The organism is Nonomuraea sp. NPDC050404, from assembly GCF_040655495.1.
GTDB lineage: Bacteria > Actinomycetota > Actinomycetes > Streptosporangiales > Streptosporangiaceae > Nonomuraea.
Map to the genome: position 1 here is coordinate 219,924 of NZ_JBFAKB010000014.1, position 23,555 is coordinate 243,478.

The 23,555-nt window shown below is 72.1% G+C and carries 27 protein-coding genes; 13 read left to right on the forward strand and 14 right to left on the reverse strand.

All coding sequences use genetic code 11. The annotated features are described in order from the left end of the window. Positions 1–3: 3 nt before the first annotated feature. Complete coding sequence (locus tag AB0I81_RS35235) at positions 4–762, forward strand: chitosanase (protein ID WP_360665797.1); 759 nt, start codon at positions 4–6, stop codon at positions 760–762. Positions 763–870: 108 nt separating this feature from the next. Here the strand turns inward: AB0I81_RS35235 and AB0I81_RS35240 are convergent, their stop codons facing one another. Further along, positions 871–1,779 carry a superoxide dismutase gene (locus AB0I81_RS35240; protein ID WP_360665800.1) on the reverse strand — a complete coding sequence of 303 codons (909 nt, stop codon included), beginning with the start codon at positions 1,777–1,779 and terminating at the stop codon, positions 871–873. A 238-nt stretch (positions 1,780–2,017) separates the two neighbouring features. On the opposite strand from AB0I81_RS35240, the gene AB0I81_RS35245 reads away from it, so the two are divergent. From AB0I81_RS35245 to AB0I81_RS35265, 5 genes are all read left to right on the forward strand, one after another. Next, a complete protein-coding gene (locus AB0I81_RS35245) occupies positions 2,018–2,596 on the forward strand; it encodes a hypothetical protein (RefSeq protein ID WP_360665803.1) in 579 nt (192 codons plus the stop codon). A 12-nt stretch (positions 2,597–2,608) separates the two neighbouring features. Then, a complete protein-coding gene (locus AB0I81_RS35250) occupies positions 2,609–3,214 on the forward strand; it encodes a cyclodeaminase/cyclohydrolase family protein (RefSeq protein WP_360665805.1) in 606 nt (201 codons plus the stop codon). 130 nt (positions 3,215–3,344) lie between these two features. Beyond that, positions 3,345–4,172 carry a bifunctional 5,10-methylenetetrahydrofolate dehydrogenase/5,10-methenyltetrahydrofolate cyclohydrolase gene (locus AB0I81_RS35255; RefSeq protein WP_360665808.1) on the forward strand — a complete coding sequence of 276 codons (828 nt, stop codon included), beginning with the start codon at positions 3,345–3,347 and terminating at the stop codon, positions 4,170–4,172. Between the two features lie 88 nt (positions 4,173–4,260). After that, positions 4,261–4,659 (forward strand): DUF5655 domain-containing protein, encoded by a 399-nt coding sequence (locus AB0I81_RS35260; protein WP_360665811.1) that lies wholly within the window; start codon positions 4,261–4,263, stop codon positions 4,657–4,659. Continuing rightward, the gene (locus AB0I81_RS35265) at positions 4,652–5,365 is read left to right on the forward strand and encodes a type 1 glutamine amidotransferase (protein WP_360665814.1); all 714 of its coding nucleotides are present in this window, start codon (positions 4,652–4,654) and stop codon (positions 5,363–5,365) included. Before AB0I81_RS35260 ends, AB0I81_RS35265 begins: the two co-directional genes overlap by 8 nt. A gap of 47 nt (positions 5,366–5,412) precedes the next feature. Here the strand turns inward: AB0I81_RS35265 and AB0I81_RS35270 are convergent, their stop codons facing one another. The 3 genes from AB0I81_RS35270 to AB0I81_RS35280 all read right to left on the reverse strand — a co-directional run bounded on the left by AB0I81_RS35270 (position 5,413) and on the right by AB0I81_RS35280 (position 9,457). Beyond that, entirely contained in the window at positions 5,413–7,026 is a 1,614-nt protein-coding gene (locus tag AB0I81_RS35270; protein WP_360665817.1) for an AMP-binding protein, read from the reverse strand. A 10-nt stretch (positions 7,027–7,036) separates the two neighbouring features. Further along, positions 7,037–8,347, reverse strand: a complete 1,311-nt coding sequence (locus AB0I81_RS35275) for an NAD(P)/FAD-dependent oxidoreductase (protein ID WP_360665819.1) — start codon at positions 8,345–8,347, stop codon at positions 7,037–7,039. 66 nt (positions 8,348–8,413) lie between these two features. Continuing rightward, positions 8,414–9,457: an alpha/beta hydrolase gene (locus AB0I81_RS35280; RefSeq protein WP_360665822.1), complete on the reverse strand. Its 1,044-nt coding sequence runs from the start codon at positions 9,455–9,457 to the stop codon at positions 8,414–8,416. A gap of 38 nt (positions 9,458–9,495) precedes the next feature. Here AB0I81_RS35280 and AB0I81_RS35285 point away from each other — a divergent pair, with 38 nt between their 5' ends. The 5 genes from AB0I81_RS35285 to AB0I81_RS35305 all read left to right on the forward strand — a co-directional run bounded on the left by AB0I81_RS35285 (position 9,496) and on the right by AB0I81_RS35305 (position 11,685). Beyond that, a complete protein-coding gene (locus AB0I81_RS35285; RefSeq protein WP_360665825.1) occupies positions 9,496–10,158 on the forward strand; it encodes an endonuclease V in 663 nt (220 codons plus the stop codon). A gap of 116 nt (positions 10,159–10,274) precedes the next feature. After that, positions 10,275–10,484: a hypothetical protein gene (locus tag AB0I81_RS35290; protein ID WP_360665828.1), complete on the forward strand. Its 210-nt coding sequence runs from the start codon at positions 10,275–10,277 to the stop codon at positions 10,482–10,484. A 118-nt stretch (positions 10,485–10,602) separates the two neighbouring features. Then, positions 10,603–10,761, forward strand: coding sequence for a hypothetical protein (locus tag AB0I81_RS35295; RefSeq protein ID WP_360665831.1), 159 nt, complete (start codon positions 10,603–10,605; stop codon positions 10,759–10,761). Further along, entirely contained in the window at positions 10,761–11,381 is a 621-nt protein-coding gene (locus AB0I81_RS35300) for a TIGR00645 family protein (RefSeq protein ID WP_360665834.1), read from the forward strand. The genes AB0I81_RS35295 and AB0I81_RS35300 overlap by 1 nt, the downstream gene beginning before the upstream one ends. Positions 11,382–11,385: 4 nt before the next feature. Next, complete coding sequence (locus AB0I81_RS35305; RefSeq protein ID WP_360665837.1) at positions 11,386–11,685, forward strand: hypothetical protein; 300 nt, start codon at positions 11,386–11,388, stop codon at positions 11,683–11,685. A gap of 48 nt (positions 11,686–11,733) precedes the next feature. Here the strand turns inward: AB0I81_RS35305 and AB0I81_RS35310 are convergent, their stop codons facing one another. Beyond that, the gene (locus AB0I81_RS35310) at positions 11,734–12,537 is read right to left on the reverse strand and encodes an HAD family hydrolase (RefSeq protein WP_360665840.1); all 804 of its coding nucleotides are present in this window, start codon (positions 12,535–12,537) and stop codon (positions 11,734–11,736) included. 63 nt (positions 12,538–12,600) lie between these two features. Then, positions 12,601–13,077 carry a hypothetical protein gene (locus tag AB0I81_RS35315; RefSeq protein ID WP_360665843.1) on the reverse strand — a complete coding sequence of 159 codons (477 nt, stop codon included), beginning with the start codon at positions 13,075–13,077 and terminating at the stop codon, positions 12,601–12,603. Positions 13,078–13,202: 125 nt separating this feature from the next. Between AB0I81_RS35315 and pyrF the strand changes: the two genes are divergently transcribed. Continuing rightward, positions 13,203–14,027: an orotidine-5'-phosphate decarboxylase gene (pyrF, locus tag AB0I81_RS35320; RefSeq protein WP_360665846.1), complete on the forward strand. Its 825-nt coding sequence runs from the start codon at positions 13,203–13,205 to the stop codon at positions 14,025–14,027. 4 nt (positions 14,028–14,031) lie between these two features. On the opposite strand, the gene leuA is transcribed toward pyrF, so the two are convergent. Further along, complete coding sequence (gene leuA / locus AB0I81_RS35325; protein ID WP_360666074.1) at positions 14,032–15,702, reverse strand: 2-isopropylmalate synthase; 1,671 nt, start codon at positions 15,700–15,702, stop codon at positions 14,032–14,034. A 208-nt stretch (positions 15,703–15,910) separates the two neighbouring features. Here leuA and AB0I81_RS35330 point away from each other — a divergent pair, with 208 nt between their 5' ends. Further along, positions 15,911–16,606, forward strand: a complete 696-nt coding sequence (locus AB0I81_RS35330; RefSeq protein WP_360665849.1) for an FCD domain-containing protein — start codon at positions 15,911–15,913, stop codon at positions 16,604–16,606. Positions 16,607–16,613: 7 nt separating this feature from the next. Here AB0I81_RS35330 and AB0I81_RS35335 read toward each other — a convergent pair whose 3' ends face one another. The 7 genes from AB0I81_RS35335 to AB0I81_RS35365 are packed head-to-tail and all read right to left on the reverse strand — an operon-like array spanning position 16,614 to position 23,547. Then, entirely contained in the window at positions 16,614–16,859 is a 246-nt protein-coding gene (locus tag AB0I81_RS35335; protein WP_360665852.1) for a hypothetical protein, read from the reverse strand. A 47-nt stretch (positions 16,860–16,906) separates the two neighbouring features. After that, positions 16,907–17,791: a ribokinase gene (gene rbsK / locus AB0I81_RS35340; protein WP_360665854.1), complete on the reverse strand. Its 885-nt coding sequence runs from the start codon at positions 17,789–17,791 to the stop codon at positions 16,907–16,909. Beyond that, the gene (locus AB0I81_RS35345) at positions 17,788–19,119 is read right to left on the reverse strand and encodes an ADP-ribosylglycohydrolase family protein (RefSeq protein WP_360665857.1); all 1,332 of its coding nucleotides are present in this window, start codon (positions 19,117–19,119) and stop codon (positions 17,788–17,790) included. Before AB0I81_RS35345 ends, rbsK begins: the two co-directional genes overlap by 4 nt. After that, positions 19,116–20,255 carry an ADP-ribosylglycohydrolase family protein gene (locus tag AB0I81_RS35350; RefSeq protein WP_360665860.1) on the reverse strand — a complete coding sequence of 380 codons (1,140 nt, stop codon included), beginning with the start codon at positions 20,253–20,255 and terminating at the stop codon, positions 19,116–19,118. Before AB0I81_RS35350 ends, AB0I81_RS35345 begins: the two co-directional genes overlap by 4 nt. Continuing rightward, positions 20,252–21,247, reverse strand: a complete 996-nt coding sequence (locus AB0I81_RS35355; RefSeq protein WP_360665862.1) for an ADP-ribosylglycohydrolase family protein — start codon at positions 21,245–21,247, stop codon at positions 20,252–20,254. Before AB0I81_RS35355 ends, AB0I81_RS35350 begins: the two co-directional genes overlap by 4 nt. Before the next feature lie 6 nt (positions 21,248–21,253). After that, positions 21,254–22,249 (reverse strand): ADP-ribosylglycohydrolase family protein, encoded by a 996-nt coding sequence (locus AB0I81_RS35360; RefSeq protein ID WP_360665865.1) that lies wholly within the window; start codon positions 22,247–22,249, stop codon positions 21,254–21,256. Beyond that, positions 22,246–23,547, reverse strand: coding sequence for a sugar ABC transporter substrate-binding protein (locus AB0I81_RS35365; protein WP_360665868.1), 1,302 nt, complete (start codon positions 23,545–23,547; stop codon positions 22,246–22,248). The genes AB0I81_RS35360 and AB0I81_RS35365 overlap by 4 nt, the downstream gene beginning before the upstream one ends. Between the last annotated feature and the right edge of the window lie 8 nt (positions 23,548–23,555).

Sequence of the window (23,555 nt, forward strand, 5' to 3'; positions counted from 1 at the left end):
CCCGTGCTGACCGCTGCCGTTCTGGCCCTGTCCCTCACCGTCGCGCCCTCGGCCGACCTCACAGATCCACACAAGAAGGACATCGCCATGCGGCTGGTGTCCAGTGCGGAGAACTCCTCGCTCGACTGGAAGGCCCAGTACGGCTACATCGAGGACATCAAGGACGATCGCGGCTACACGGCCGGCATCATCGGCTTCTGCTCCGGCACCGGCGACATGCTGGAGCTGGTCGAGCTCTACACCCGGCGCAAGCCGGGCAACGTGCTGGCCGCGTACCTGCCCGCGCTGCGCAGGGTCAACGGGACCGACTCGCTCAAGGGCCTGGCCCCGCACTTCATCAGGGACTGGAAGACGGCCGCCAAGGATCCCGTCTTCCGCAAGGCCCAGGACCACGAGCGGGACCGCGTCTACTTCGGCCCGGCCGTACGGCAGGCGAAGAAGGACGGGCTGCGCGCGCTCGGCCAGTTCGTCTACTACGACGCCGTCGTCATGCACGGCCCCGGCCAGGGCAGGCACAGCGTCGGCGCGATCAGGAAGGCCGCGGTGGCCAAGGCCAGGACGCCCGCGCGGGGCGGGGACGAGGTGACCTACCTCAACGCGTTCCTCGACGCCCGCAGGGCGGCGATGAAGGCCGAGCGGGCGCACCGGGACACGACGCGGGTGGACACGATGCAGCGGGTGTTCCTTAACGACCGCAATCTCGACCTGCGGCCGCCGCTGACCTGGAAGGTCTACGGCGACAAGTACACGATCAAGAAGTAGGGGGCGCGCCCCGGAGGCCGGGGCGCGCGGTGAGGGTCAGGGCTTGACGGCCACGACGTCGTAGGTGGTGTCGGGGTCGGGGTCGTGGTGAAGCGGGCGTGGTGAGGGTCAGGGCTTGACGGCCACGACGTCGTAGGTGGTGTCGGGGGTCGGGGTCGTGGTGAAGCGGGCGTTGGGCAGGTAGAGGCGGTGGCCGTACGCGGCGACCGTGGTGGGCACGTCGAACCTGTCGTCGGTCAGCCGCTCGGTGACCTTGCCGGAGGCGCCGTCGCGGGCCAGGCCGATCACGGCGATCGTGTTCAGGCGGTTCTGCACGGCGTACAGGGTGCGGCCATGCAGCAGGAGGCCGTCGCCGTTGGTCAGCGCCTCGCCGCCCAGGTCGACCTCGGTGGTGACGCCGGAGGACGGGTTCACCTCGAACAGCTTGCCGGTGTTGGACTGCACGATCAGCAACGACCTGCCGTCGGGGCTCGGGGCGATGCCGTTGGCGTTGTTGCCGGTCGTGTACTGGATGGCGCCGCTGAGCGGGATCTTGACGGCCTCGTCGGGCAGCGCGCCGCCCCGGCCGAGCTCCAGCTTGTACAGCACCGGGTTGGCCGAGTCGGTGAAGTACGCGGCGCGGCCGACGAGGATGACGTCGTTGACGAACGACGTGCCGGTGGCGAGCTGGTAGGACTTGATGACCTCCCCATCGCGCAGGTCGATCACCCGCGCGTTCCCGGCGTTGCCCCCCGCCACGAACAGCCGGCCGCGGCCGTCGGTCTTGAGCCCGAGCGACTGCGTGCCCGGCCCCTTGCTGATGACGGCCCCCTTTCCGGTACGCAGGTCGGCCCGGTAGATGTCACCGGTCGCGCGTGAGCCGAAGTAGGCGTGGTGGCCCCCGATCGCTATCCCCTCCGGCTGGAACCCGTTGGGCAGCGGGAACGTGTCGGGCTTCGTGGCCGCCTGCGCCGGTGTGGCGCCCAGCATGACGGCGACCATGACGCCGAGTGCGGTCTTCAGGATCGCGGATCTCATGCGGCCCACGATGCCCAAGTGATCGGGCGCCGCAAAGCCCTCCGGGCCGCTTCACAGGAGGTTCTCAGTAAACGCCACAACCAGGCAGGATAGTCGGGAAATCCGGCGTACCCGATCACCGGCCGCGACAGGGCTTCGTTCCCCAAGCTGATCGGCGCCCGGCTCGACTCGGAGACCGCGCCACGCTGAACGAATCCGGCGAGTAGGTTGGGACGGAGCCGAACAAACGGGGTTAGTCATGTCAAACGGTGCCCGTCACGCTCTGGGAGTGCTCGCGGGACTGCTCCTGCCGCCCATCGTCGCCGCCGGCCTGTGGTACGGGGTCGGCGACCTCCAACTGCAACTCACCTCATCGTTCCGGATCTCCTGGGTCGCGGTCGGCGTGCTCGCCGCGACGGCGATCCTGCTGGCCTTCCTGCTCGGCTCGCGCCTGTCGCCGGTGGCCTCGCTGCTCGGCGGCCTGGCGTTCGTCGCCGTGGGGGTCCTGCCGTTCGTGGAGATGACCACCGGACTGAAGCTGCTGCCGACCGACCTGCTGCCCGGCAGCCTGAGAGCGGGGTTCACGGCTCTCGGGTACTCGGGGATGCAGACCGTGCTCGGCGTGGCGCTGCTCGTCGTCTCGTTGTTCCCGTCGCGGTGGCGCGGCAGGGTGCGGTACGCCGAAGCGGCGCCGTACGAGGCGGGGCCCTACGAGGCCGGGCAGTGGGGTCACGAGCCGTCGACGTTGTCCTCGCCGTCGCCGTACCTGCCGCCGCCGGTCAGCAATCCGGAGGACACCACCCGGCCGATGTTCCGGGATGACCCGCGCCGGGCCTGAGAGAATGTCGCCATGCGCGACATGAAGATCGACGATTTCCTGGCCGAGCTGGCAGGCCGCGTACCGGCTCCGGGCGGCGGCGCGACGGCGGCCCTGCACGCGGCGCAGGCCGCCGCGCTGCTCGGCATGGTGGCGCGCTACAGCACCGGGGAGAAATACGCCGACCACGCCGACACCGTCGTCGCCGTGATCGCCGAGACCGACACCCTGCGGGCGCGGGCGCTGAGGCTGGCCGAGGAGGACGCGGCGGCGTTCACCGCGGTCACCGACGCCTACCGGCTGCCCAAGGGCGAGGAGCGCAGCGCCACCATCGCCAGGGCCCTCGCGGGCGCGGCCGAGCCGCCCGCCCGGGTGATCGAGGCGGCGGTCCGCCTGGTGGAGCTGTGCGAGCTGCTGCTGCCGATCGGCAACCGCAACGTCGTCACCGACGTGGCCGCCGCCGCCGAGGCCGCCCGCGCCGCCCTCACCACCGCCAGGGTGAACGTGGAGGTCAACCTGGGCGGCATCAAGGACGAGCGAGTACGCGAAGAGCTGAACATCCGCATGTCGGGCGTGGACGCCTCCGTCGCCAGGGCAGACTGGGTAACCGCCGAGGTACGCGAGGAGATCAACGCGTGAAGGCGCCGACCGGAGAGGAGACCGGACGCGTGCGGATGCCTACCAGGCGGGAGGACCGGACTCGTGCGGACACCCACCGGCAGGCGGACCAGACTGTCGTGAAGGCGCCGAGCGGCGAGGAGAGCACATCTTGAGGACGCTGACCGGCAAGGACCTGGCCGCGGCCATCAGGGCGCAGACGCAGGCCGAGGCGGCGGCGGGCGTGCAGCCGAGGCTTGCCGTGGTGGTGGCCACCGCCGACGAGGCGAGCCTGTGGTACGTCCGCTCGATCGCCAAGGCCGCGGCCGGCGTCGGCATCGCCTGCGACGTGGTGGACCTGGGGCCCGGGGCGGCCCCCGACCAGATCGGCGAGACGCTGACCAGGCTCGGCGCCGACCCCAACGTGCACGGCCTGATGTTGCAGACCCCGCTGCCCGAGGGCGCCTCGGCGCAGGAACTGGCCGCGAACATCGACCCGCGCAAGGACGTGGACGGCGCCAACCCGCTCTCGCTCGGCCGGCTGGCCGCCGGGCTGCCCGCCTTCCCGCCCGCCACGGCGGCGGCCGTGATGGCGCTGCTCGACCACTACGAGGTGGAGCTCGCCGGGCGGCGGGCCGTGGTGGTCGGCCGCTCTACCGTGGTGGGCAAGCCGCTGGCGCACCTGCTGCTGGACCGGCACGCCACCGTCACCGTCTGCCACTCGCGTACCCGCGACCTGGCCTCCGTCACCGCCGAGGCCGACGTGCTGGTCGCGGCCGTCGGGCGGGCGGGGCTGATCGGGGCCGGGCACGTGGCGCCCGGCGCGGTGGTGATCGACGTCGGCACCAATCCGACCGACGACGGCGGGCTGACCGGCGATGTCGCGTTCGAGGCGGTCGCGCGGGTGGCGGGCGCGCTCACCCCGGTGCCCGGCGGCGTCGGCCCGGTCACCACGGCCCTGCTCCTGCGCCACACCGCCAGGGCGGCGAACCTGCCGTGACCCGGCGCGCCCTCGCCCCGCCAGCGTGCGGCGCGTCCCGATCCGCTCCGCCCACCCGCCCCTCCCCCGCCCCGCCGGGGAGCGGGCCGTGACGCGGTGGGTGTGCCCGGAGTGTGACCGGGAGTTCGCCCGTACGCGGCAGTCGCACGTGTGCGTGCCCGGCTGCACCGTGGAGGAGACGTTCGCGCCGCACCCGCCCGTCTACCGGGAGATCTACGACCGGCTGCTCGACGGACTCGGCCCGGTGCACGAGGACGCGGTGCGGGTCGGGGTGTTCCTCAAGAGCGAGCACAAGTTCGCCGAGATCCGCCCCAAGGCCCGCAGCCTGTCGCTCGCGCTGGTGCTCCCCCGGCGGGTCGAACACCCGCTGGTCTCCAGGACGTTCCCGATGCCGGACGGGCGCGTGTGGCACATGTTCAAGCTCAACCGCGTGGCCGACGTGGACGAGCACATCCTCGACCTCATGGCGGAGGCCTACGATGGCTGACATCCTCGTCGTCCAGAACAGCAGGAGCGGCGGCCTCAGCCGCATGGGCGACTGGCTGGGGGCGGAGGCCGGGCTCGGGCTGGACGTCGTGCCCGCCCACGAGGGCGCTCCGCTGCCCGAGCGCCTCCACCACGACGGCATGATCATGCTCGGCGGCGGCTACCTGCCCGGCGACGACGACCGGGCGCCGTGGCTGCGTGACGCGCGGCGGCTGATGAGGCAGGCGCTGGACGAGGGCGTGCCGGTCTTCGGGATCTGCCTGGGCGGGCAGATGCTGGCCGAGGTCGCGGGCGGTGAGGTGACCGGCGACACCGGCGCGCCGGAGAACGGCAGCCTGCCGGTCACGATCAGGCCCGAGGCCGCCGGAGACCCGCTCTTCCACGGGCTGCCGCCGGTCGTGCCCGCGATCGAGCACCACAAGGACGCGATCACCCGGCTGCCCGGCGGCGCCACGCACCTCGCCGAGACCGCGGCCTGCCCGTACCAGGCGTTCCGGGTGGGCGAGCGGGCGTGGGGCGTGCAGTTCCACCCCGAGGTGCTGCCGGCCCGCATCAAGGAGTGGCGGGCCGACGGCTTCGATCCCGCCGAGGTGTACGCGCGGGCGGTGGCGGACGAACCGGTCTCCACGCCGGTCTGGCACCGGGTGACCGGCCGGTTCGCCACACTGGTGTCCGAACGGGCGGGCGCCGCACTCGACAGAGCCTGACCCACGCACGACCCACCCCGGGCGCACGCCTGACCCACACCAGATGGTCAGGCGTTGCGTACGGCGGCCGCCGACTGGAGCCCGAGCAGTTCCACCGACCGCTCCCGCATCTCGACCTTCCTGATCTTCCCGGTCACCGTGAGCGGGAAGGCGTCCACGACGTGCACGTACCGGGGGATCTTGAAGTGCGCCAGCCGCCCCGAACAGAACTCCCTGACCCGCTCGGCCGTCAGCGGCCGGGCGTCCGGCCGCATGACGACCCAGGCCATGACCTCCTCGCCGTACTTCTCGTCGGGCACCCCAATGACCTGAACGTCGGCGATGTCCGGATGGCTGTAGAGGAACTCCTCGATCTCGCGCGGGTAGACGTTCTCCCCACCCCTGATGATCATGTCCTTGATCCGGCCGACCACGTTGACGTAGCCGTCGTCGTCCATGGTCGCCAGGTCTCCGGTGCTCATCCACCGCGCCGCGTCGATGGCCTCGGCCGTCTTGCCCGGCTCGTCCCAGTAGCCGAGCATGACCGAGTAGCCGCGCGTGCACAACTCGCCGGGCTCGCCCCTGGGCACGGTGAGGCGCGTCTCCGGGTGCACGATCTTCACCTCGACGTGCGGCATCACCCGCCCCACCGTCTCGGTCCTGCGCGCCAGGTCGTCGTCGGACCTGGTCATCGTGGACACCGGGGAGGTCTCCGTCATGCCGTAGCAGATGGCCACCTCGCGCATGTTCATCTCGCCGACGACACGCTTCATCACCTCCACGGGGCACGGCGAGCCGGCCATGATGCCGGTACGCAGCGTGGACAGGTCGAACTTGCCCGCCAGCGCCAGCTCGGCGATGAACATCGTGGGAACCCCGTACAGGGACGTGCACCGCTCCTCCTGCACCGCGCGCAGCGCCGCCTCGGGGTCGAAGCCCGGTGACGGGATCACGATGCAGGAGCCGTGCGAGGTCGCGCCCAGGTTGCCCATGACCATGCCGAAGCAGTGGTAGAAGGGCACCGGCAGGCAGACGCGGTCCTGTTCGGTGTAGTGGATCAGCTCACCGACGAAGAAGCCGTTGTTGAGGATGTTGTGGTGCGACAGCGTCGCGCCCTTGGGGAAGCCGGTGGTGCCAGAGGTGTACTGGATGTTGATCGGGTCGTCGAAGGCCAGCTCCGCCATGCGGGCCCGCAGCGCCGCCGGGTCCGCCCTGGTCGCGGTCAGGGTCTCCCAGCTCGGGTCGTCCAGGTGGACGACGCCGGTGAAGCCGACCTCGGACACCATCGCGCGGTAGTCGCTGCCCTTGTGCTCCAGGGCGCTGATCAGCAGGCGCAGGCCCGACTGCTCGATCACGTACCGCAGCTCGTGGGTGCGGTAGGCCGGGTTGACGTTGACCAGGATCGCGCCGATCTTGGCGGTGGCGTACTGGACGATCACCCATTCGGCCCGGTTGGGCGCCCAGATGCCCACCCTGTCGCCCTTCGCGATGCCCCTGGCCAGCAGGGATCGGGCCAGGTCGTCCACGTCGGCGTTGAGCTGCGTGTAGGTCCATCTGCGGCCCGCGGGCACGTCCACGAGGGCTTCCCGGTCGCCGAATCGGGCCACGGTCCGTTCGAGGTTCTCGCCGATGGTCTCGCCCAGCAGGGGCGTCCCGGCGGTGGCGCTGGAGTACGACAGCATGAGCACAGTGTCATTCGGCCTCGGGCGTACGCACCAGTCCCCGGCCGCGACGCGCCGCGAATCCGAGTGCGAGCAGCGCCGCGCCCCCCAGCGCGGCGGCCACCCGCTGGCGCGCGATGCGCCGCGCCACCCGCGAGTACGGGGTCGTCGAGAACGAGACCAGCTCATAGCGCGAGACGTAGCCGGGCAACACCCGTTCCAGCGCGTGGTCCAGGCGTTTGCCCGCCAGGAACATCCGGGAGCCGACCTTGTCGCGCATCTCCACGAAGTTGTCCAGCGCCAAGCGGGCGATCACGTCGGTGTCGGTCTTGCGCCGCTCGAACAGTTCCAGCGCGCGCGGAAAGTCGTCGCCCGCCTCGTCCAGGCAGCGGTCCAGCTCCACGCAGTCCTCGAACCCGCAGTTCGCGCCCTGCCCGTAGAAGGGCACGATGGCGTGCGCGGCGTCGCCGACGAGCCCGACCGTGGCGGCCCCGGTGGTGACGTGCCAGGGCGAGCAGCGCATGGTGACCAGGTGGCCGACGGGGTTGCCCCGGTAGGCCGTGACCAGGTCGGGCATCATCTCGAACGCGTCCCGGTAGTGCTCGGCGAAGTACGCCCTGACCCGCTGCGGGGTGTCCAGCGCGGCGAGCGTCTCGTGCGGCCAGAACAGGGTGCAGGTGAACGAGCGGTCCGGGTTGGGCAGGGCGATCATCATGGAGCCGCCGCGCGGCCAGATGTGCAGCGCGCCCGGGTCCAGGGCGAACTCGCCGTCCCTGGGCGGGATCGACAACTCCTTGTAGCCGTAGTCGAGGTAGTCCTGACTGAAGTTCACCCCGGGCAGCTGCTGCAACCTGGCCCTGACCGCGCTGTAGGCGCCGTCCGCCCCGATCACCACCTCGGCCCGCTCCTCCCCCGACTCGAAGCACAGCGTGCCCGTGCGCTCGTCCAGGCCGGTGAGCCGGTGCCCGAAGCGGACCTCCACGCCCGGCTGCGCGGTCGCCGCGTCCAGGAGCTCCAGGTTGAGGTCGGCCCGGTCGATGGAGTTGATCGCCTTCGTCCTGTCGGCGCTGTAGGGCTGGAAGGTGAGAGTGCCGTCGGGGGCGTGCATCATCCTGCCCGCCATGGGCAGCGCGGCGGCCAGGATCTTGCCGTCGAGGCCGAGGCGGCGCAGGGCGTCGATGCCGCGTTCCGAGATGGCCAGGTTGATCGACCTGCCGCGGTCGGGGCCCTCCTCCCGGGGGTCGGGGCGGCGCTCGTACAGGGTGACGCGGTGGCCGCGGCGGGCCAGGTAACAGGCGAGCAGGCAGCCGACAGGTCCTGCGCCGACGATCGTGACCTCCATCTCTCCTTCGTACGGCGGCGCGCGGCTGCTGTCCAGCACGTTCGCACGGCGGAGCGCGTCCCCCGCCTACCTGAGGGCCGCGGCGATGGCGTCGATCGCGGACTCGCAAATGGGGGTGTCAGGGGCGATCACCTCGAAATGACCGCCGGGCATTTCGAGATATGTCACCTCATCGCCCGCCTCACTGGCGGCCCTGGCGTAACGGCGGCCGAAGTCGACCAGATCGAGGTCGTCATCCGCGCCCTGGACGACGAGTTGGGGGACGCCCAAGGGGAGGCGGAGGAGAGGTGAGGAGGCACGCAGGTCGCCGCCCGCCGGACCCATGGCCGCCGCGACCGCGCCATTGCTCATCCACCGGCGCTCGCACTGCACCAGATCGAGCACCCCCGCCAGCGACACCGCCAGCGACGCGCGCGCCCCGTCGGCGATCGCGCGCAGGGCCAGTTGCGCGCCCACGGAGTGCCCGGCGACGGCCACCCGGCCCAGGTCGAGCAGGGGGTGTCCGGCGGCGTGCAGGGCGGCGAGACCCGCGGTGACGTCCTGGACGGTGGTGGCCCAGGTGTGCAGGTCCGGGCGGCGATACTCCAGGTTCCACACCGCCAGCCCGCGCCCGGCCAGACCCGCGCACAACGACTCCACGGTGTCGGCCGCCCAGATCGACCGCCAGTACCCACCGTGGACCAGGGCCACGACCGGCACGGCCGCCGATGTGACCGGGTCGGGCAGGTACAGGTCGGCCCACTGCTCCGGCGACGGCCCGTAGGGGATCCGCCGTACGTCCGGATGACCCGCCCGGTGCGCGGCGTGCCGGATCGCCCAGGCCAGCCCCTCGATGCCGCGCCCGTGGATGTGCGGCGCGCCGTCGGCCCGATCGAGGACCGCCCGCACCAGCACCGAGGGCCCGGTCAGCGCCGGCTCCCGCTCGTCCGACCCGGTGAGCACGACGACCGTGTCACCCTGGCGGGCCAGGGCGCGCAGATGGGCGCTGTCCCGGGCGTACGCGAGCCTCCCCCGCGTCCCGAGCGCGGCGAACTCGCGAGCGGCGATCTCGGCCAGCAGCCCGGCGTCGGCCACCACCCCGGGAGCGACGATCACCAGGACATCCTCCATACCGCCGAACCCTACAGAATCGGCGATATTTTGGGTCGATGCAGGTGAAGCGGCTCCACCCCTGGCCCTCGGACGCGGCACAGGCGGAGGAGATCCAGGACCGGCTGCGCGGGCGGGTCGAGCTGACGGGGCCGGACACCTTCGCGCTGGTCGCGGGCCTGGACGTGCACTACCGCGGCGACGACGAGCTGACGGCGGCGGTGGTCGTGCTCGACGCCGCGACGCTGAGGACGGTGGAGCAGGTGGTGGAGCACGGCCGGGTGGCCTTCCCCTACGTCCCCGGCCTGTTCGCCTTCCGCGAGTTGCCCGCGCTGGTGACGGCGCTCGAACGGCTCAAGGTGACGCCCGACCTGCTGGTCTGCGACGGGTACGGGCTGGCCCACCCGCGCGGCTTCGGCCTGGCCTGCCATCTGGGCGTGCTGACCGGGCTGCCGGCGCTGGGCGTGGGCAAGACGCGGTTCGTCGGCACCCACGAACCGCCCGGCCTGGAGCGCGGCGCCTGGACGCCGATCGTCCACGAGGGCGCCACGGTGGGCCGGGCGCTGCGCACGCAGCGGGGCGTCAAGCCCGTGTACGTCTCGCAGGGGCACCGCATCGCGCTGGACGTGGCCGCGAGTCAGGTCCTCCGCCTGGCCAACCGCTTCCGCCTCCCCGAGCCCATCCGCCACGCCGACCACCTGGCCCGCCATGCGGCCTTCTAGGCAACAACGGCCTCACCGTCAAGCGCAGGTAACACTTTACTTAAACGATGTGTTGCCGAGGCATTACTCTGGGTAGCTAGTCGGCGGTTGTTGTTTACCGATACCCAGGAGGTTCCATGCGCTTCGCGTCCCCCCGCAGACTCGCCGTCGCCGCGCTCGTCGCGGGCGGCCTGACCGTGCTCGCCGCCCCGGCCGCACACGCCTTCGTCGACCCCGCCGCCGTGCTCATGTGCCTGGCCGAAACCCCGACCGCTCTCGCCGGAGGCGTCGATCCGACTGCGCTGACGATGCCGGAGCTCACACCGACGAACTGCCTCGCGCCCTGACCCACGGGCCGGGAAACCGCTCGGGACCGCCCCTCGACACGGCGCGGACGGCGTGATCACCACGTCGCCCGATCCCAGCCATCCCCATAGCGTGCACGCAGAGCAGCAAGGAGTTCCGTTGAAGGTCCGATTCCTGATAGCCGTCGCCACGCTGGCGCTGGCCGGCGGCGCGCCACCGATCGTTCTCGACAACCTTCCCGGCCTCACGGGAGGCGGCCAAGCCCCGCTCGTCGAGGTCCAGACCTGGGTTCAGCACATCAACGCCCTGACGTCGTAGTGAAACTCGCTCAGCTGCCTGTGGCCAACACGCCGGCCGGGCCGCAGACACCGCTGAGGCGCGTCGGCTACGTCATGTTCCTCAGCCGCTGGATCCAGGTGCCGCTCTACCTGGGGCTGATCGTCGCCCAGGTCGTGTACGTGTGGCGCTTCATGATGGAGCTGCTCCACCTGGTGCAACTGGGATTCGGCGGCAAACCGGCCGAGACCACGGTCATGCTGATCGTCCTCGGCCTCGTGGACGTGGTGATGATCTCCAACCTGCTCATCATGGTGATCATCGGCGGCTACGAGACGTTCGTCTCGCGGCTGCGCATCGAGGGCCACCCGGACCAGCCGCAATGGCTTTCCCACGTCAACGCGAACGTGCTGAAGGTCAAGCTGGCCATGGCGATCATCGGCATCTCCTCCATCCACCTGCTGCAGATCTTCATCAATGCGGCCAGACCCTCCATAACCGACAGGGAGCTCATATGGAAAACCCTGATCCACCTGACCTTCGTCGTCTCGGCCCTGGCGCTGGCGCTGATCGATCGCATGATGGGCGGACGACCGCAGCAGGAGGCCGGCGGCTGCGCGGAGCAACCCGTGCGGACGCGGCAGGATCGGCTGGCCGTCTAGACCGGTGGCACGGCGGGTGGCGGTGCCCCGGATGGCGGACCGGATGCGGGTGAGCGCTCCCGCGGCCGCGGGGCTCGGCGCCGTCGTGGGCGCGCTGCTGTGCTGCACCAGCGCGTACGCCGACGGCGCCGCCCCCGCGGAGCCAAGTCCCAGGCCCCTCATCGGCGATGTGATCATCTTCAACGACGAGATCATCGAGCCGGTGTCGCTGCCGCTGAGCACGTGCGGCGGCCTGGTGCCACTGTTCAGCAAGTCGCCCGCCACCTGCGACGGAGCCTCGCGGGTGTCGGACGACGACGCGTGATGTCCGACGTGCCCGCCCGCGGGGGTGGGCGGGCACCAAGGTGAAGGCTCAGCCGAACAGGTTCTCCAGCACCACGGCCACGCCGTCCTCGTCGTTGGACAACGTCCGGTGTTCGGCCGCCGCCAGCAGCATGGGATGGGCGTTGGCCATCGCGTAGCCCGCGCCCGCGTACAGCAGCACGGACAGGTCGTTGGGCATGTCCCCGAACGCGACCACGTCGCCGGCACCGACGCCCCGCTCCCGGCAGAACCGGTCGAGCGTGGCCGCCTTGTTCACCCCCGGCGCGCTGATCTCCAGCAGCCCCTCCACGCCGGAGTGCGTGACCTCGGCCAGGTCCCCGATCGCCGCAGACACGGCCGCGTGCAGCCTGTCGGCCGTGTGCTCCCGTGACAGGGCGAGCAGCTTGACGATGGGCCGGTCATCGTCGAAGACCGAGGCGACCTCGCGGTAGGCCGCCAGGTCGTCCTCCACCCGCCTGGTGTAGGCCGCCTCGACCAGCAGGTTCCTGCCGGTCTCGACGGCCAGGCCGATGCCGGGCAGCGCCAGGGCGAGCGCCTCGGCGACCTTGCGGGCCGCTTCCGGCGCGAGGGCGGTGGTCTCGATGATCTCGTCCGTGGCCAGGTCGTAGACGAGGGCGCCGTTGCTGCAGATGACGGTGCCGGTGACGCCGGCCTGCTCGGCGATCTTCGGGACGCTGCGCGGCGGTCTGGCGGTGACGAAGACAATCTCGGCGCCGGCCGCGCGGGCGGCCCGGAGCGCCTTCCTGGTGCGTGGGGTGACGGTTCCGGTAGAGGTGAGGAGGGTGCCGTCCAGGTCGGTGGCCACGATGCGGGGGAGGGATCCGGTGCTCACGCGGGTCATTATTCCGGCCCGCCGAAATCGATCATTCTCCGGGTGGTTGACGGGGTGTGACGGTCAGATGCGCATCTCGGTGGGCAGCAGCCGGGCCGCGTCCGTGAGCTCCAGGCCCAGGAGTTGCCCGGAGTCGCCGAAGTCGAGGACGACGTCCTCCGCCACGACCTGACGCATGGCCTCTCCCGGCACTATTTCGTGCTTCATCGCGAGATAGGCGATGTTGCGCTCCCCGTCCACGCTCACGTACACCGTCTGCGCCCGCTGCCGCACCGGCTCCTCGTCCCAGGCCAGCAGCCCCTCCCTGGCCTCGTGCGACCCGGCCAGCGCCGCCCTGACCATGACCATCGCCAGCTCGACCGCCTCCAGCGAGTCGAACCCGGAGACCTTCCGCTCGTGCTCCCACCCTTCGAGCCCGTCGATCCGGTACGGGCAGGACCACTCGCCCGTGGGTTCCTCATAGGGCACGCCGACGGTGACCACGACGTCACGCGGCGGGTCGGTGTGCAGTGAAAGCACTCGATGGGCGATCTCGTACATGTGGCACACCTACCCCCTGGGCCGCCCGCGGAAGACTGGGCCGGGCACCGGTTGGGCAACAGGGGCTCGGTACCATATCGTCTCCGGAATACCTTTCATGCCCGCTGCCGACCGTGGAGCGCCAGATGGACGAGTCTTTCGGAGCCCGGCTGCGAGCCAGACTGGACGCGTACGGGCCTCTCTGCGTGGGCATCGATCCCAGCCCCGCCCTGCTCAACGGATGGGGCCTCGATGACTCCCCCGCGGCGCTGGAACGATTCAGCCGCACGGTCGTCGAGGAGGTGGCCGACGTGGCCGCCGTGGTCAAGCCCCAGTCGGCCTTCTTCGAGCGCTGGGGCAGCCGTGGCATCGCCGTGCTGGAGCGCACCATCGCCGACCTGCGCGAGGCGGGCACGCTGGTGCTGCTCGACGTCAAGCGCGGCGACATCGGCAGCACGATGGCCGCCTACGCCGAGGCCTACCTCGACAAGGGCAGCCCGCTGGCCGCCGACGCCGTGACGCTCAGCCCGTACCTGGGGTTCGGGTCGTTGCAGGGCGCGATCTCCTCGGCGATGGCCAACGACGCGGGCGTGTTCGTGCTGGCCCGCACCTCCAACCCGGAGGCGGCCGAGTTGCAGCGGCTCGTCGCGGACCAGGTGCTGGCGGGGGCCGCGGCGGCGAACGAGGGGCATGCCCCGTTCGGGCCCGTCGGGGTGGTCATGGGCGCGACGCTGCCCTCGATCGAGCACTCGCTGACCGACCTCAACGGGCCCATCCTGGCGCCCGGGCTCGGCGCCCAGGGGGCGACCCCGGCCGACGTGGCGCGGCTGTTCGGGTCCGTACGCCACGCCGTACTGCCGTCGGTCTCCAGGGCCGTGCTGGCCGACCCGAAGCGGGTGCGCGCACGCACGCTTCGCTATCGCGAGGAGTGCGCGGCGCACCTGTCGGCCGGCGCCGCCGCCCAGAAATAGGGGCTCAGGCCCGTTCGATGGCCCGGTTGACGGCGGCCAGCACCGCGTGCACCGAGGCCGTCAGTATCGAGGTGTCCCGGGCCGCGCCCCACCGGGTGACGCCGTTCACGCGGGCCTCGACGTAGGCGATCGCCCGGCTGCCCCGGCCCGGGTCCAGGGCGTGCTCGGCGTAGTGCATGATGTCGACCTCAATCCCGTCGGCGGCCAGCGCGGCGGTCAGCGCGGACAGCGGGCCGTTGCCCGTGCCGTGCAGTTCGCGCCCGCTGCGCAGCGTGCCGGTGAACTCGTGCGTGCCGGGCGCGCTCTCCACCGTGTTCCAGGCGGACAGCGCGCTGATCTCCCCCGGCGCGAGGTAGGTGGCCTCGAAGAGCTCCCAGAGCTGCCCGGCGGTGATCTCCTCGCCGCTGCCGTCGGTGGCCCGCTGGACGACCGAGGAGAAGTCGATCTGCAGGCGGCGCGGCAACTCCAGGCCGTGGTGGACGTTGAGCAGGTAGGCGACGCCGCCCTTGCCCGACTGGCTGTTGACGCGGATGACCGCCTGGTAGTCGCGGCCCACGTCGGCCGGGTCGATCGGCAGGTACGGCACCTCCCACGGCGCCTGCTCGGGCGGCACGCCGAGGTCGGCGGCCCGCTTGGCGTGGTGGGCCATGCCCTTGTTGATGGCGTCCTGGTGGGTGCCGGAGAAGGCGGTGTAGACGAGGTCTCCGGCGTACGGGTGGCGGTCGGGCACCGGCAGGCGGTTGCAGTGCTCGACGATCCGGCGCACCTCGTCGATGTCGGACAGGTCGATCATGGGATCGACGCCCTGGGAGTACACGTTGAGCGCGAGCGTCACCAGGTCCACGTTGCCGGTGCGCTCGCCGTTGCCGAACAGGCAGCCCTCCACCCGCTGCGCGCCGGCCAGCACGGCCAGCTCCGCGCAGGCCACGCCGGTGCCGCGGTCGTTGTGCGGGTGCACGGACAGGATCACCGAATCCCTGCGGTCGAGGTGGCGGTGCATGTACTCGATCTGGTCGGCGTACACGTTGGGCGTGGCCACCTCGACCGTCGCGGGCAGATTGTGGATCACCGGGCGGTCAGGGGAGGCGTCCCAGAGCGCGGTCAGGTCGTTGCAGACCTCCAGCACGTAGTCCGGCTCGGTGAGGTTGAACACCTCGGGCGAGAACTGGAAGCGGATGTCGCGGTCGCCGGCCAGGCGGGCGACCTGCCCGGCGGCGTCCCTGATCAGGGCGTGCAGCTCGCGCCGGTCGTGCCCGAGCACCACGTCGCGCCAGGTGGGCGCGGTGGCGGTGTAGAAGTGCACGACCACCCGTGACATGCCCTCGATGGCGGCGAACGTGCGCTCGATGAGGTCCCGGCGCGCGGCCGTGAACACCACCACGGTCACGTCCTCCGGCACGACGCCCGGGGTGGCCAGGTGGCGGACGAAGTCGAAGTCGGTCTGGCTGGCGGAGGGGTAGCCGACCTCGATCTCCTTGAAGCCCATGCGGACGAGCAGGTCGAACATGCGGCGCTTGCGTTCCGGGTCCATCGGCTCGGCCAGGGCCTGGTTGCCGTCGCGCAGATCGACGGGCACCCACAGCGGGGCGCCGGTGATGCGCCGCGACGGCCAGGCGCGGCCGGTCAGCGGCACCTCGACGCGCTCGTGGGCGGGCTTGTAGCGGTGGTACGGCATGCTGCCGGGGCTCTGCCTGTTCCAGTCGTACACGTACGTCTTCCTTCTGATCTTGACGGGGAGACCGGCGGGCGCCCGGGACCACCGCGGCGGGGTGCCGGTCCGGTCAGGCCCCGCCGCGGCGACCAAGAAGGAGGAGGCCGTACGACGTCATGGGCGGTAGACTAACCACAACACAGGTCCTCAGACAAGCTGAGAGGTTCTCTCCATGCCGCTCGCATCACTCCGCCCCAGCCCACTCGTCGAGCAGGCGACCGAGCGTATGCGCGCGCAGATCACCGAGGGCGAGTGGCCGGTGGGCACCCGCCTGCCCGGGGAGAACGCGCTGGCCAAGACGCTCGGGGTGGGCCGCTCGACGGTGCGGGAGGCGCTGCGGGCGCTGGCCGGGGCGGGGCTGGTGCAGGCCCGGCAGGGGTCGGGCGTGTTCGTGATCGCCACGGAACCGGCGCAGGACTGGCCCGGACGGCTGCGCCGGGCCGCCATCACCGACGTGTACGAGGTCCGCATGATCGTCGAGACGCAGGCGGCCAGGCTGGCGGCGGAGCGGCGTACCGAGGAGGACGTGGCGGCACTGACGGCGGCGCTGGCCGGACGGGAGCGGGCGGCGGCGGGCGACGACGCGGCCTTCGTCGACGCCGACATCGCGCTGCACGCGGCGCTGGTGGCGGCCGCGCGCAATCCGGTGTTGTCGGACCTGTTCGCGGAGTTCGCGCCTGCGCTGCGGGAGCGGCTGATCGACCTGGTGGAGCTGCTGGGGCTGCGCGAGCACGAGCGCAACCCCGGGCACGACACGCATGCGGCGCTGGTGGCGGCCGTCCGGGAGGGCGACAAGGACGCGGCCGAGGACATCCTACGGACGGAACTGGAGCAGACCCTCGCCCACCTGCACCGCCCGCGCCCCTGACCGCTGATCAGCCGGTTTCCGCGTCCGACCGGATGACGTCCTCCTCCTCGTCCTCGTCATCCTCTTCGTCGTCCGGCTTCTCCCCTTGCTCGGACCTCTCCCGCGTACCGGGCGGGTCCTGCTTGTCGGGCGGGTCGGCGTGCACCGGGCGGCGTGACCTCGGGGTGTCACAGCCCGCCCGCTCGGCGATCACGTCACTCTCGCCGTCCACTCCACCGATCGCGTCGGGCAGCTCTTGGGATGTCTCGCTCATGGCTGCCACCTGCCCCGCAGGCAAGGCCCGAACCGGGGGCGCGCGGGTCAGCTCAGGGCGTCCTCGATCTCCAGGCGGGTCGGCATCGAGGTGCTCGCGCCCTCGCGCTGCACCGACAGTGCCGCCGCCGCGGAGGCGAAGGCCAGGGCGTCCGCCATGCCGTGTCCCTCGGCGCGCGCCACGGCCAGCGCGCCCACGAACGTGTCGCCGGCCGCGGTCGTGTCCACCGCGTTCACCTTCACCGCGGGCACCCGCAGCCGCTCCCCCGAGCGCGACCCGTACAGCGCGCCCTCGGAGCCCAGCGTGATCACGGCCTCCTCGACCAGTTCCAGCAGCGCTTCCAGGGCGCCGTCCGCGCCCGTCACGCCGGTGATCGCGGCGGCCTCGTGCTCGTTCGGGACCAGCGTCGTGACCGCCTCCAGCAGTTCGGCGGGCAGTGGCCGGGCGGGCGCGGGAGTGAGGTAGACCGGCACGCCCGCCACCCTGCCGGCCTGCGCCGCCGCCGCCACGGCGCTCATGGGCAGCTCCAGTTGCAGCAGCAGCGCGCGCGAGGAGGCGATCGCGGCCAGGTCCTCGCCCGAGGGGCCGGTGACGGTGCCGTTCGCGCCGGCCACGATGATGATCGAGTTGCCGCCCTCGTCGTCCACCACGATGTGCGCGATGCCGCTGGGCCCCGGCACCTGGCGCAGGCCGTGCACGTCAACCCCGGCCTGCTCCAGCGTGGCCCGCATCTCCGTGCCGAACGCGTCGTCGCCCACGGCCCCCAGGAACTTCACCTCGCCGCCCGCGCGGGCCGCGGCGATGGCCTGGTTGGCACCCTTGCCGCCGGGCACGGTGCGGAACCGGTGCCCGGTGACCGTTTCGCCGCGTTTCGGGGCTTGGGAGACGAACGCGACGAGGTCCATGTTGGCGCTGCCGAAAACCGAGATCATGCCTTCATCATCTCCTGCGTACGGTCCGCCAGCACCGCAAGACCCACCCCGTCGAACCCGGTCAGGCTGCTGGCCAGGCTGTCGCGCATGCGCCAGCGGTCCGGCACGCCGCCGTTCAGCGCGCCCGCGACGGACCCGGCCGTGGCTCCGGCGGAGTCGGTGTCCCAGCCGCCGGCCACCGCTCCGGCGATCGTGGCGGTGAAGTCGCCCCGGCCGTGGATCAGCGTGGCGGCCACGAGGGCGGCGTTGTTGATCGTGTGCACCCAGTGCAGGCCGCCGTGGCGTTCGTGCAGGCGGTCGATGACGCGTTCGAAGTCGTCCTCGCGGGCGGCGTCGGCGGCGGCCAGGCTCACGGCCTCGTGCAGGCGCGAGCCCCGGGGCACCACGGACAGGCCCGCCCGTACGACCTCCTCCGGCGAATCGGCCACCAGCGACGCGGCGCACATCGCGGCGGCGAACATCGCGCCGTAGATGCCGTTGGCGGTGTGCGTGAGCCGCGCGTCGCGCCAGGCGTGCCCGGCCGCCGCGGCCGGGTCGCCCGGGTTGATCCAGCCGTAGACGTCGGCCCTGATCAGCGCGCCGATCCACTCCCTGAACGGGTTGCGGTAGGTGGCCGTGGCCGGGGGCTCGACGCCGTCCAGGAGGTTGCGGTACGCCACCCGCTCGGCGGTGAAGGTACGGCCCGCGGGCAGCTCGTCCAGCCACAACTTGGCGACGTCGTCGGTGGTGAAGCCGCGCCCGTGCCGCTCCAGCAGGGACAGGGCCAGCAGCGGGTAGTTGAGGTCGTCGTCCTCGGGGACGCCGTCGATGTTCTCGGCCAGGGAGTTGACGGCGCTGCGGCGGTTCCACGGCCAGCGGCGGGCGATGTCGTCCGGCAGGCCGCGCGCGGTGAACCAGCCGCTGATCGGCCAGTTGCCGGTGGCCTCGGCGATCTGCCTGATGCCCGCGCGCGGGATCTTCTCCACCGGCTTGCCCAGCACACATCCCGCCGCCCGCCCCAGCCACGCGCCCAGCACCCGCGCCGGATCCACTTCGACGCTCGTCTGTGGTGACTCGGGCCAGTCCGGGCAGGCGGCGATGATGCCCGTCAGGTCCGACGGTTCGGGCAGCGGGGACGGGAGCGCGGCCAGCTCGTCCAGCAGCTCCTCCGCCAGCCCGCGCAGGCGCACGGCGTCCGGTTCGGAGGCGCCGGCGCGCGGCGGGGCGTCGTGCCCGCCAGCCGCCCGCCAGCGGGCCGCGATCTCGCCCGCGTCGCGGCCGTCCTCGGCGGCCTGGCGCAGCTCGTGGCCGACGAGGTCCTCGGGCTGGACCCAGGTGAGCCTGATCATGCGCGGTCGAGGCCGGCGAAGGCCGACTCGTGGGCGCGGCGGCGTACGAGGTCATCGGCGTGCACCCGGCGCGCCACCCCGGCGGCGGCGAGCCCGGGAGCCACCAGATCCGTACGGCTGGCCACCCCCACCCGCTCCACCCACTCCGCCGGCACGGACGACAATCCGCCCAGCGCGCCCGCGATGGCGCCGCCCATGGAGGCGATCGAGTCGGCGTCGCGCCCGTAGTTGACCCCGCCCAGCACCGTGTCGCGGTACTCGCCCTTGGCGATCACCAGGAATCCCAGCGCCAGCGGCAGTTCCTCGATGCTGTGCACCCGGCTCGGCCTGCGCGCGCCGAGCCCCTGGTCGCGGTAGGTGTCGGCGACGGTGTCGTACGGCTTGACGGCCGCGCGCAGCGTCTCGAACGAGCCGTCCCAGTGGCCGAGCCCGGCGGCGGCCTCGCAGACGGCCTCGATGGCGGCCCTGGTGCCGTCCTTGGCCAGGCGCAGGCAGGCGGCCACCACGGAGTCGGCGGTGGCGCCGGGACGCATGGCCTCGGCGACGGCGGCGGCCATGACGCCGGCGGCCTCACGGCCGTAGCTCGACTGGTGGGCCCCGGTCAGGTCGATGGCCTCGGCGTAGGCGGCGTCGGGGTCGGCGGCGTTGACGATGCCGACGGGGGCCACGTACATGGCGGCGCCGCAGTTGACGATGTTGCCGACGCCGGCCTCGCGCGGGTCGGCGTGGCCGTAGTGCAGGCGGGCCACGATCCACTTCTCGGCCAGGAAGATCCGCTGCAGCGGCAGCGCCTCGGCCTCCAGCTCGGGAATCCAGCGGCGCTCGCCCATCAGCTCGGGCACCAGGTGCTCGGCCATGGAGTACGCGTCGAGGTGGCGGCCGGCCTTCTCGTACACGCGGATCAGGGCGTGCGTCATCAACGTGTCGTCGGTGATGTGGCCGTCGCCCTTGTGGTACGGCGCGATGGGGCGGGCGTTGGCCCAGTCCTCGTTGTACGGGGGCACGATGCCCTCGACGCGGCCCCCGTACCGCTCGACGATCTGTTCGGGAGTCCAGCCCTCGGTCGCGCCGCCCAGCGCGTCACCGACCGCCGCCCCCGCCACGCAGCCAGTGGCCCTGTCTTCAAGCGGCGTCATGCGATTCCTTCCAGTAGTTCGATCAGATCTCGGCCCGCCAGGTCAGGCAGGCAGCAACCGGCCAGCGTACGGGCCGAGGCGGTCCACCCCTCCGGGATCGCCTCGAACCCGCCGCAGGCCCCCGCCAGCGCTCCGGTGAGCGCCGGCGCGGAGTCGGCCAGCGGGGCCAGGCACGCCGCCGCCGGCACGGCTCTCATCAGCTCGCCGCCGGCCGCCTCGGCCAGCGCGAGCGCCACGGGAACGGTCTGCGCCGCGCCCACGCCGTAGCTGTAGACGTGGTCGAGCAGCGCGGCGTCCAGCGCGGGGATCGCGCCGAACGGGTCGCCCGCCTTCCTGGCCGCCGCCACGGCCAGGCGGGCGTTGTGCCCGATGGCGGTGTCCTGCGGCAGTACGGCCAGCGCGGCCTCGACCGCGTTCGTCACCTCGCCGGAGGCCACCGCCTCGGCCACGGCGGCGGCCATGGCCAGGGCACCCAGCACGCCGTCGCCGGCGTTGGTCACCTGCGCGTCCGGCGTCGGGTCCCTGCCCAGGACGCCGAACGCGACGGCCCGTACGGCGGCGGCGTCGTCGAAATGGTGTGGATTGTCGTGCCCCGAGGCGGGTGGCTCGACACCGCCCGCCAGGTTGTCCAGCGCGGTCGCCACGGAGATCCGCGCCCTGATGGGCGGCGGACTTGCCGCACCCGCGTCCTGTCTGCCCGGGATGAGCTCCCTGAACGCCTCGGCGCGCGGGCGGTCGATGGTCAGCGCCGTCCACGCCAGCCACTCGGCGTCGTCCGACGGGCCCACCCGCAGCGGCGCGGTGGGCTGGTTCAGCGCGAACGGCACCGGCAGGGTCGTGACCCGGTGCTCCTCGGCGAACGCGTCCAGCTCGCGGTGCAGGCGGCGGCTCCAGGGCGCGTGCAGGGCCGCCCGGTGCCTGGCCGCCGGCCAGCCCGCGGCGTCACCCACGGCGAGCCCGGCGAAGGCCCCCCTGATTCTGTCCCCCGACATTACGATCTACAGTCCTTCCGCCAGTTCATCCGCGAGTTCGTCGGCGAGTTCGTCCGCGACGTCCAGCACGTGTCTTCCGGCCACGACGGGCAGGCACTTGCCGGTCACGGGGCCGATCTTGGCGGCCCAGCGCGCGGGCACACCCCGCTCGCCCCGTCCGGCTCCGGCGATGGCCCCGGCGATGGCGCCGATCGTGTCGGCGTCCCTGCCCAGGCTCACCCCGAACGTCACGACCGCCTCGACGTCGCCGTCCCCGGCCAGGTACGCGGCCAGCGCCAGCGCCACGGCCTCGGGGGCGACGTCGGTCCAGGGGTAGTGCCTGACGACCAAGGCCCTGTGCAGCGCCTCGACGAGGTCGGGCGCGGCGTTGTCGAACACCTCGCGGGCACGTTCCACATTTCTGGCCGTCCACGAGTCCGCCGGGATCACCGACAGCGCCGCCGACACCACCTCGCGCGGCGCGGCCCCGCCCATCGCGGCGGCCACCGCACCGGCGACCGCCCGGCCGCCGAGTATGCCCTCGCCTGAGCCGCTGACCAGCCCGTCCTGTTCCACCAGCCGGGCCGCCTCCGCCGGGTCTCCCGGGCAGAAGACGCCGTAGGACGCGGCCCGCATCGCGAGCCCGTCAGACCAGCCGTGCGAGTGCGTCAGCCCCGTCATGGGCGGCTGGAGGCCGCGCCGCAGGGCCTCGATGGTGCCCAGTTCGGAGAAGCCGGCGCCGCGCATCGGCCCCGTCACCAGCGGAATGATCTGCGAACGGTAGGCCGCCGCCACGTCCGCCGCGGTCAGCTCGTGCCCGTGGCGTACCAGCAGCGAGGCCGCGAAGATCGCGTATTCCGTGTCGTCGGTGCCGCCGCCCTCGATCTCGGTCAGCCTCCCCCACCGCCGGCGGATCTCCGCCGGCGTGAGGTTCTCGGCCGGCGCCCCGAGGGCGTCGCCGGCCGCCAGGCCGAGCAGGCACCCCCGGGCCCTGTCCCGCAGTACGTCGTGCGTAACCGTCACCGCTGGTAACGCTCCAGAACCTCGTTGCCGTCCTCGACCAGCCGCTTGGCGGCCTCGTCGAGCGTGACCTTGTTCGCGAAGTACTCCTGCAGGGCGGGCGTGGCCACCTTGCTCTTCCACTCGTCGAACCCGTTGACCTTGAGGAACGGCGCCACGACCAGGTTCTTGCCCGAGGCGGTCGCCACGTCCCAGCCGTTCTCCTCAGTGGTCATCGCCGGGTCGGCGGCGGCCTTCTGGGAGGTCGGCAGCAGCCAGTCGCCCTTGGCGAGCTTGGCCTGGTTCGCGCCGTTGAGGAAGAAGGAGATGAACTTCATGGCCTCGTCCGGGTGCTCGCTCTCCTGCGCGACCGACAACGTCTGCGAGACGGCCCCCTGCTGGGCGCTGGTGCCCTTGGGGGCGGGCAGCGTCACCCACTCGAAGTCGTCGGGCGCCTGCTCGACGACCTGCTGGCGCAGGTAGACGCCGGTCGGCAGCAGCGCGAACTTGCCCTGGTAGAAGGCCGGCAGCGGGTCCGCGGTGCCCTGGCCGAGGGCGGTGGGGTCGGCGGACTTGTCCTTGTGGAGCTGGTCGTGAATGCGCTGGAGCACCTCGCGCTCCTCGGGGCCGACCTTGGCGGTGGTCTTGCCGCCCGCGGTCTGGAAGAACGTGCCGCCGAAGTTGAGCGCCAGGTTGAGGGTCTTGTTGACCGGCGACTTCATCGGCCAGGCGACGCCGTACGTGCCGCCCTTGGTCATCTTCTTGGCGGCGGCGGAGAACTCCTCCCAGGTCCACGGGTTGTCCGTGGTGGGCACGCGGACCTTGGACGCCTCCAGCAGCTTCTTGTTGGCGATGATGACCTGCGACTCCTGCAGGAACGGCACGCCGTACACGCCCTGGCCGCCCTTGCCGTCGTCGAAGGTGGTGGTGTCCCAGGCGGTCTGCGGGATGTCGCTCTTCAGCTCGGCGGGCAGCTTGTCCTTCAGGTCCAGCAGGTAGCCGTCGGAGGCGAAGCCGGACAGCGCGGGCGAGTCGTTGTGGATGACGTCGGGCGCGGTGCCGCCGGAGAACTGGGTGACGAGCTGGTCGTTGACGTTGTCCCAGCTGCCCTGGACGTAGGTGACCTGGATGTTCGGGTTGGCCTTGTTCCACTCGTCCACGAGTTGCTTGTTCGCGGCGACGGACTCCTTCTGCCACGCCAGGCTGAGGAAGTCGATCTTGACCGGCCCGTCGGCGGAGGACGACTCGCCGCCTCCCCCGCCGCCGCATGCCGCGGCGAGCGTGAGCATCGCCGCCGCCGCCAGCGCGGACTTGATTCGCATGTGGGCCT

Excerpts from the sequence above, each read along its gene's own strand:
- AB0I81_RS35240 (WP_360665800.1), bottom strand. The coding sequence starts at position 1,779 with ATGAGATCCGCGATCCTGAAGACCGCACTCGGCGTCATGGTCGCCGTC.
- AB0I81_RS35245 (WP_360665803.1), top strand. The coding sequence starts at position 2,018 with ATGTCAAACGGTGCCCGTCACGCTCTGGGAGTGCTCGCGGGACTGCTC.
- AB0I81_RS35250 (WP_360665805.1), top strand. The coding sequence starts at position 2,609 with ATGCGCGACATGAAGATCGACGATTTCCTGGCCGAGCTGGCAGGCCGC.
- AB0I81_RS35265 (WP_360665814.1), top strand. The coding sequence starts at position 4,652 with ATGGCTGACATCCTCGTCGTCCAGAACAGCAGGAGCGGCGGCCTCAGC.
- AB0I81_RS35270 (WP_360665817.1), bottom strand. The coding sequence starts at position 7,026 with ATGCTGTCGTACTCCAGCGCCACCGCCGGGACGCCCCTGCTGGGCGAG.
- AB0I81_RS35275 (WP_360665819.1), bottom strand. The coding sequence starts at position 8,347 with ATGGAGGTCACGATCGTCGGCGCAGGACCTGTCGGCTGCCTGCTCGCC.
- AB0I81_RS35280 (WP_360665822.1), bottom strand. The coding sequence starts at position 9,457 with ATGGAGGATGTCCTGGTGATCGTCGCTCCCGGGGTGGTGGCCGACGCC.
- AB0I81_RS35285 (WP_360665825.1), top strand. The coding sequence starts at position 9,496 with ATGCAGGTGAAGCGGCTCCACCCCTGGCCCTCGGACGCGGCACAGGCG.
- AB0I81_RS35290 (WP_360665828.1), top strand. The coding sequence starts at position 10,275 with ATGCGCTTCGCGTCCCCCCGCAGACTCGCCGTCGCCGCGCTCGTCGCG.
- AB0I81_RS35315 (WP_360665843.1), bottom strand. The coding sequence starts at position 13,077 with ATGTACGAGATCGCCCATCGAGTGCTTTCACTGCACACCGACCCGCCG.
- pyrF (WP_360665846.1), top strand. The coding sequence starts at position 13,203 with ATGGACGAGTCTTTCGGAGCCCGGCTGCGAGCCAGACTGGACGCGTAC.
- leuA (WP_360666074.1), bottom strand. The coding sequence starts at position 15,702 with ATGCCGTACCACCGCTACAAGCCCGCCCACGAGCGCGTCGAGGTGCCG.
- AB0I81_RS35330 (WP_360665849.1), top strand. The coding sequence starts at position 15,911 with ATGCCGCTCGCATCACTCCGCCCCAGCCCACTCGTCGAGCAGGCGACC.
- AB0I81_RS35335 (WP_360665852.1), bottom strand. The coding sequence starts at position 16,859 with ATGAGCGAGACATCCCAAGAGCTGCCCGACGCGATCGGTGGAGTGGAC.
- rbsK (WP_360665854.1), bottom strand. The coding sequence starts at position 17,791 with ATGATCTCGGTTTTCGGCAGCGCCAACATGGACCTCGTCGCGTTCGTC.
- AB0I81_RS35345 (WP_360665857.1), bottom strand. The coding sequence starts at position 19,119 with ATGATCAGGCTCACCTGGGTCCAGCCCGAGGACCTCGTCGGCCACGAG.
- AB0I81_RS35350 (WP_360665860.1), bottom strand. The coding sequence starts at position 20,255 with ATGACGCCGCTTGAAGACAGGGCCACTGGCTGCGTGGCGGGGGCGGCG.
- AB0I81_RS35355 (WP_360665862.1), bottom strand. The coding sequence starts at position 21,247 with ATGTCGGGGGACAGAATCAGGGGGGCCTTCGCCGGGCTCGCCGTGGGT.
- AB0I81_RS35365 (WP_360665868.1), bottom strand. The coding sequence starts at position 23,547 with ATGCGAATCAAGTCCGCGCTGGCGGCGGCGGCGATGCTCACGCTCGCC.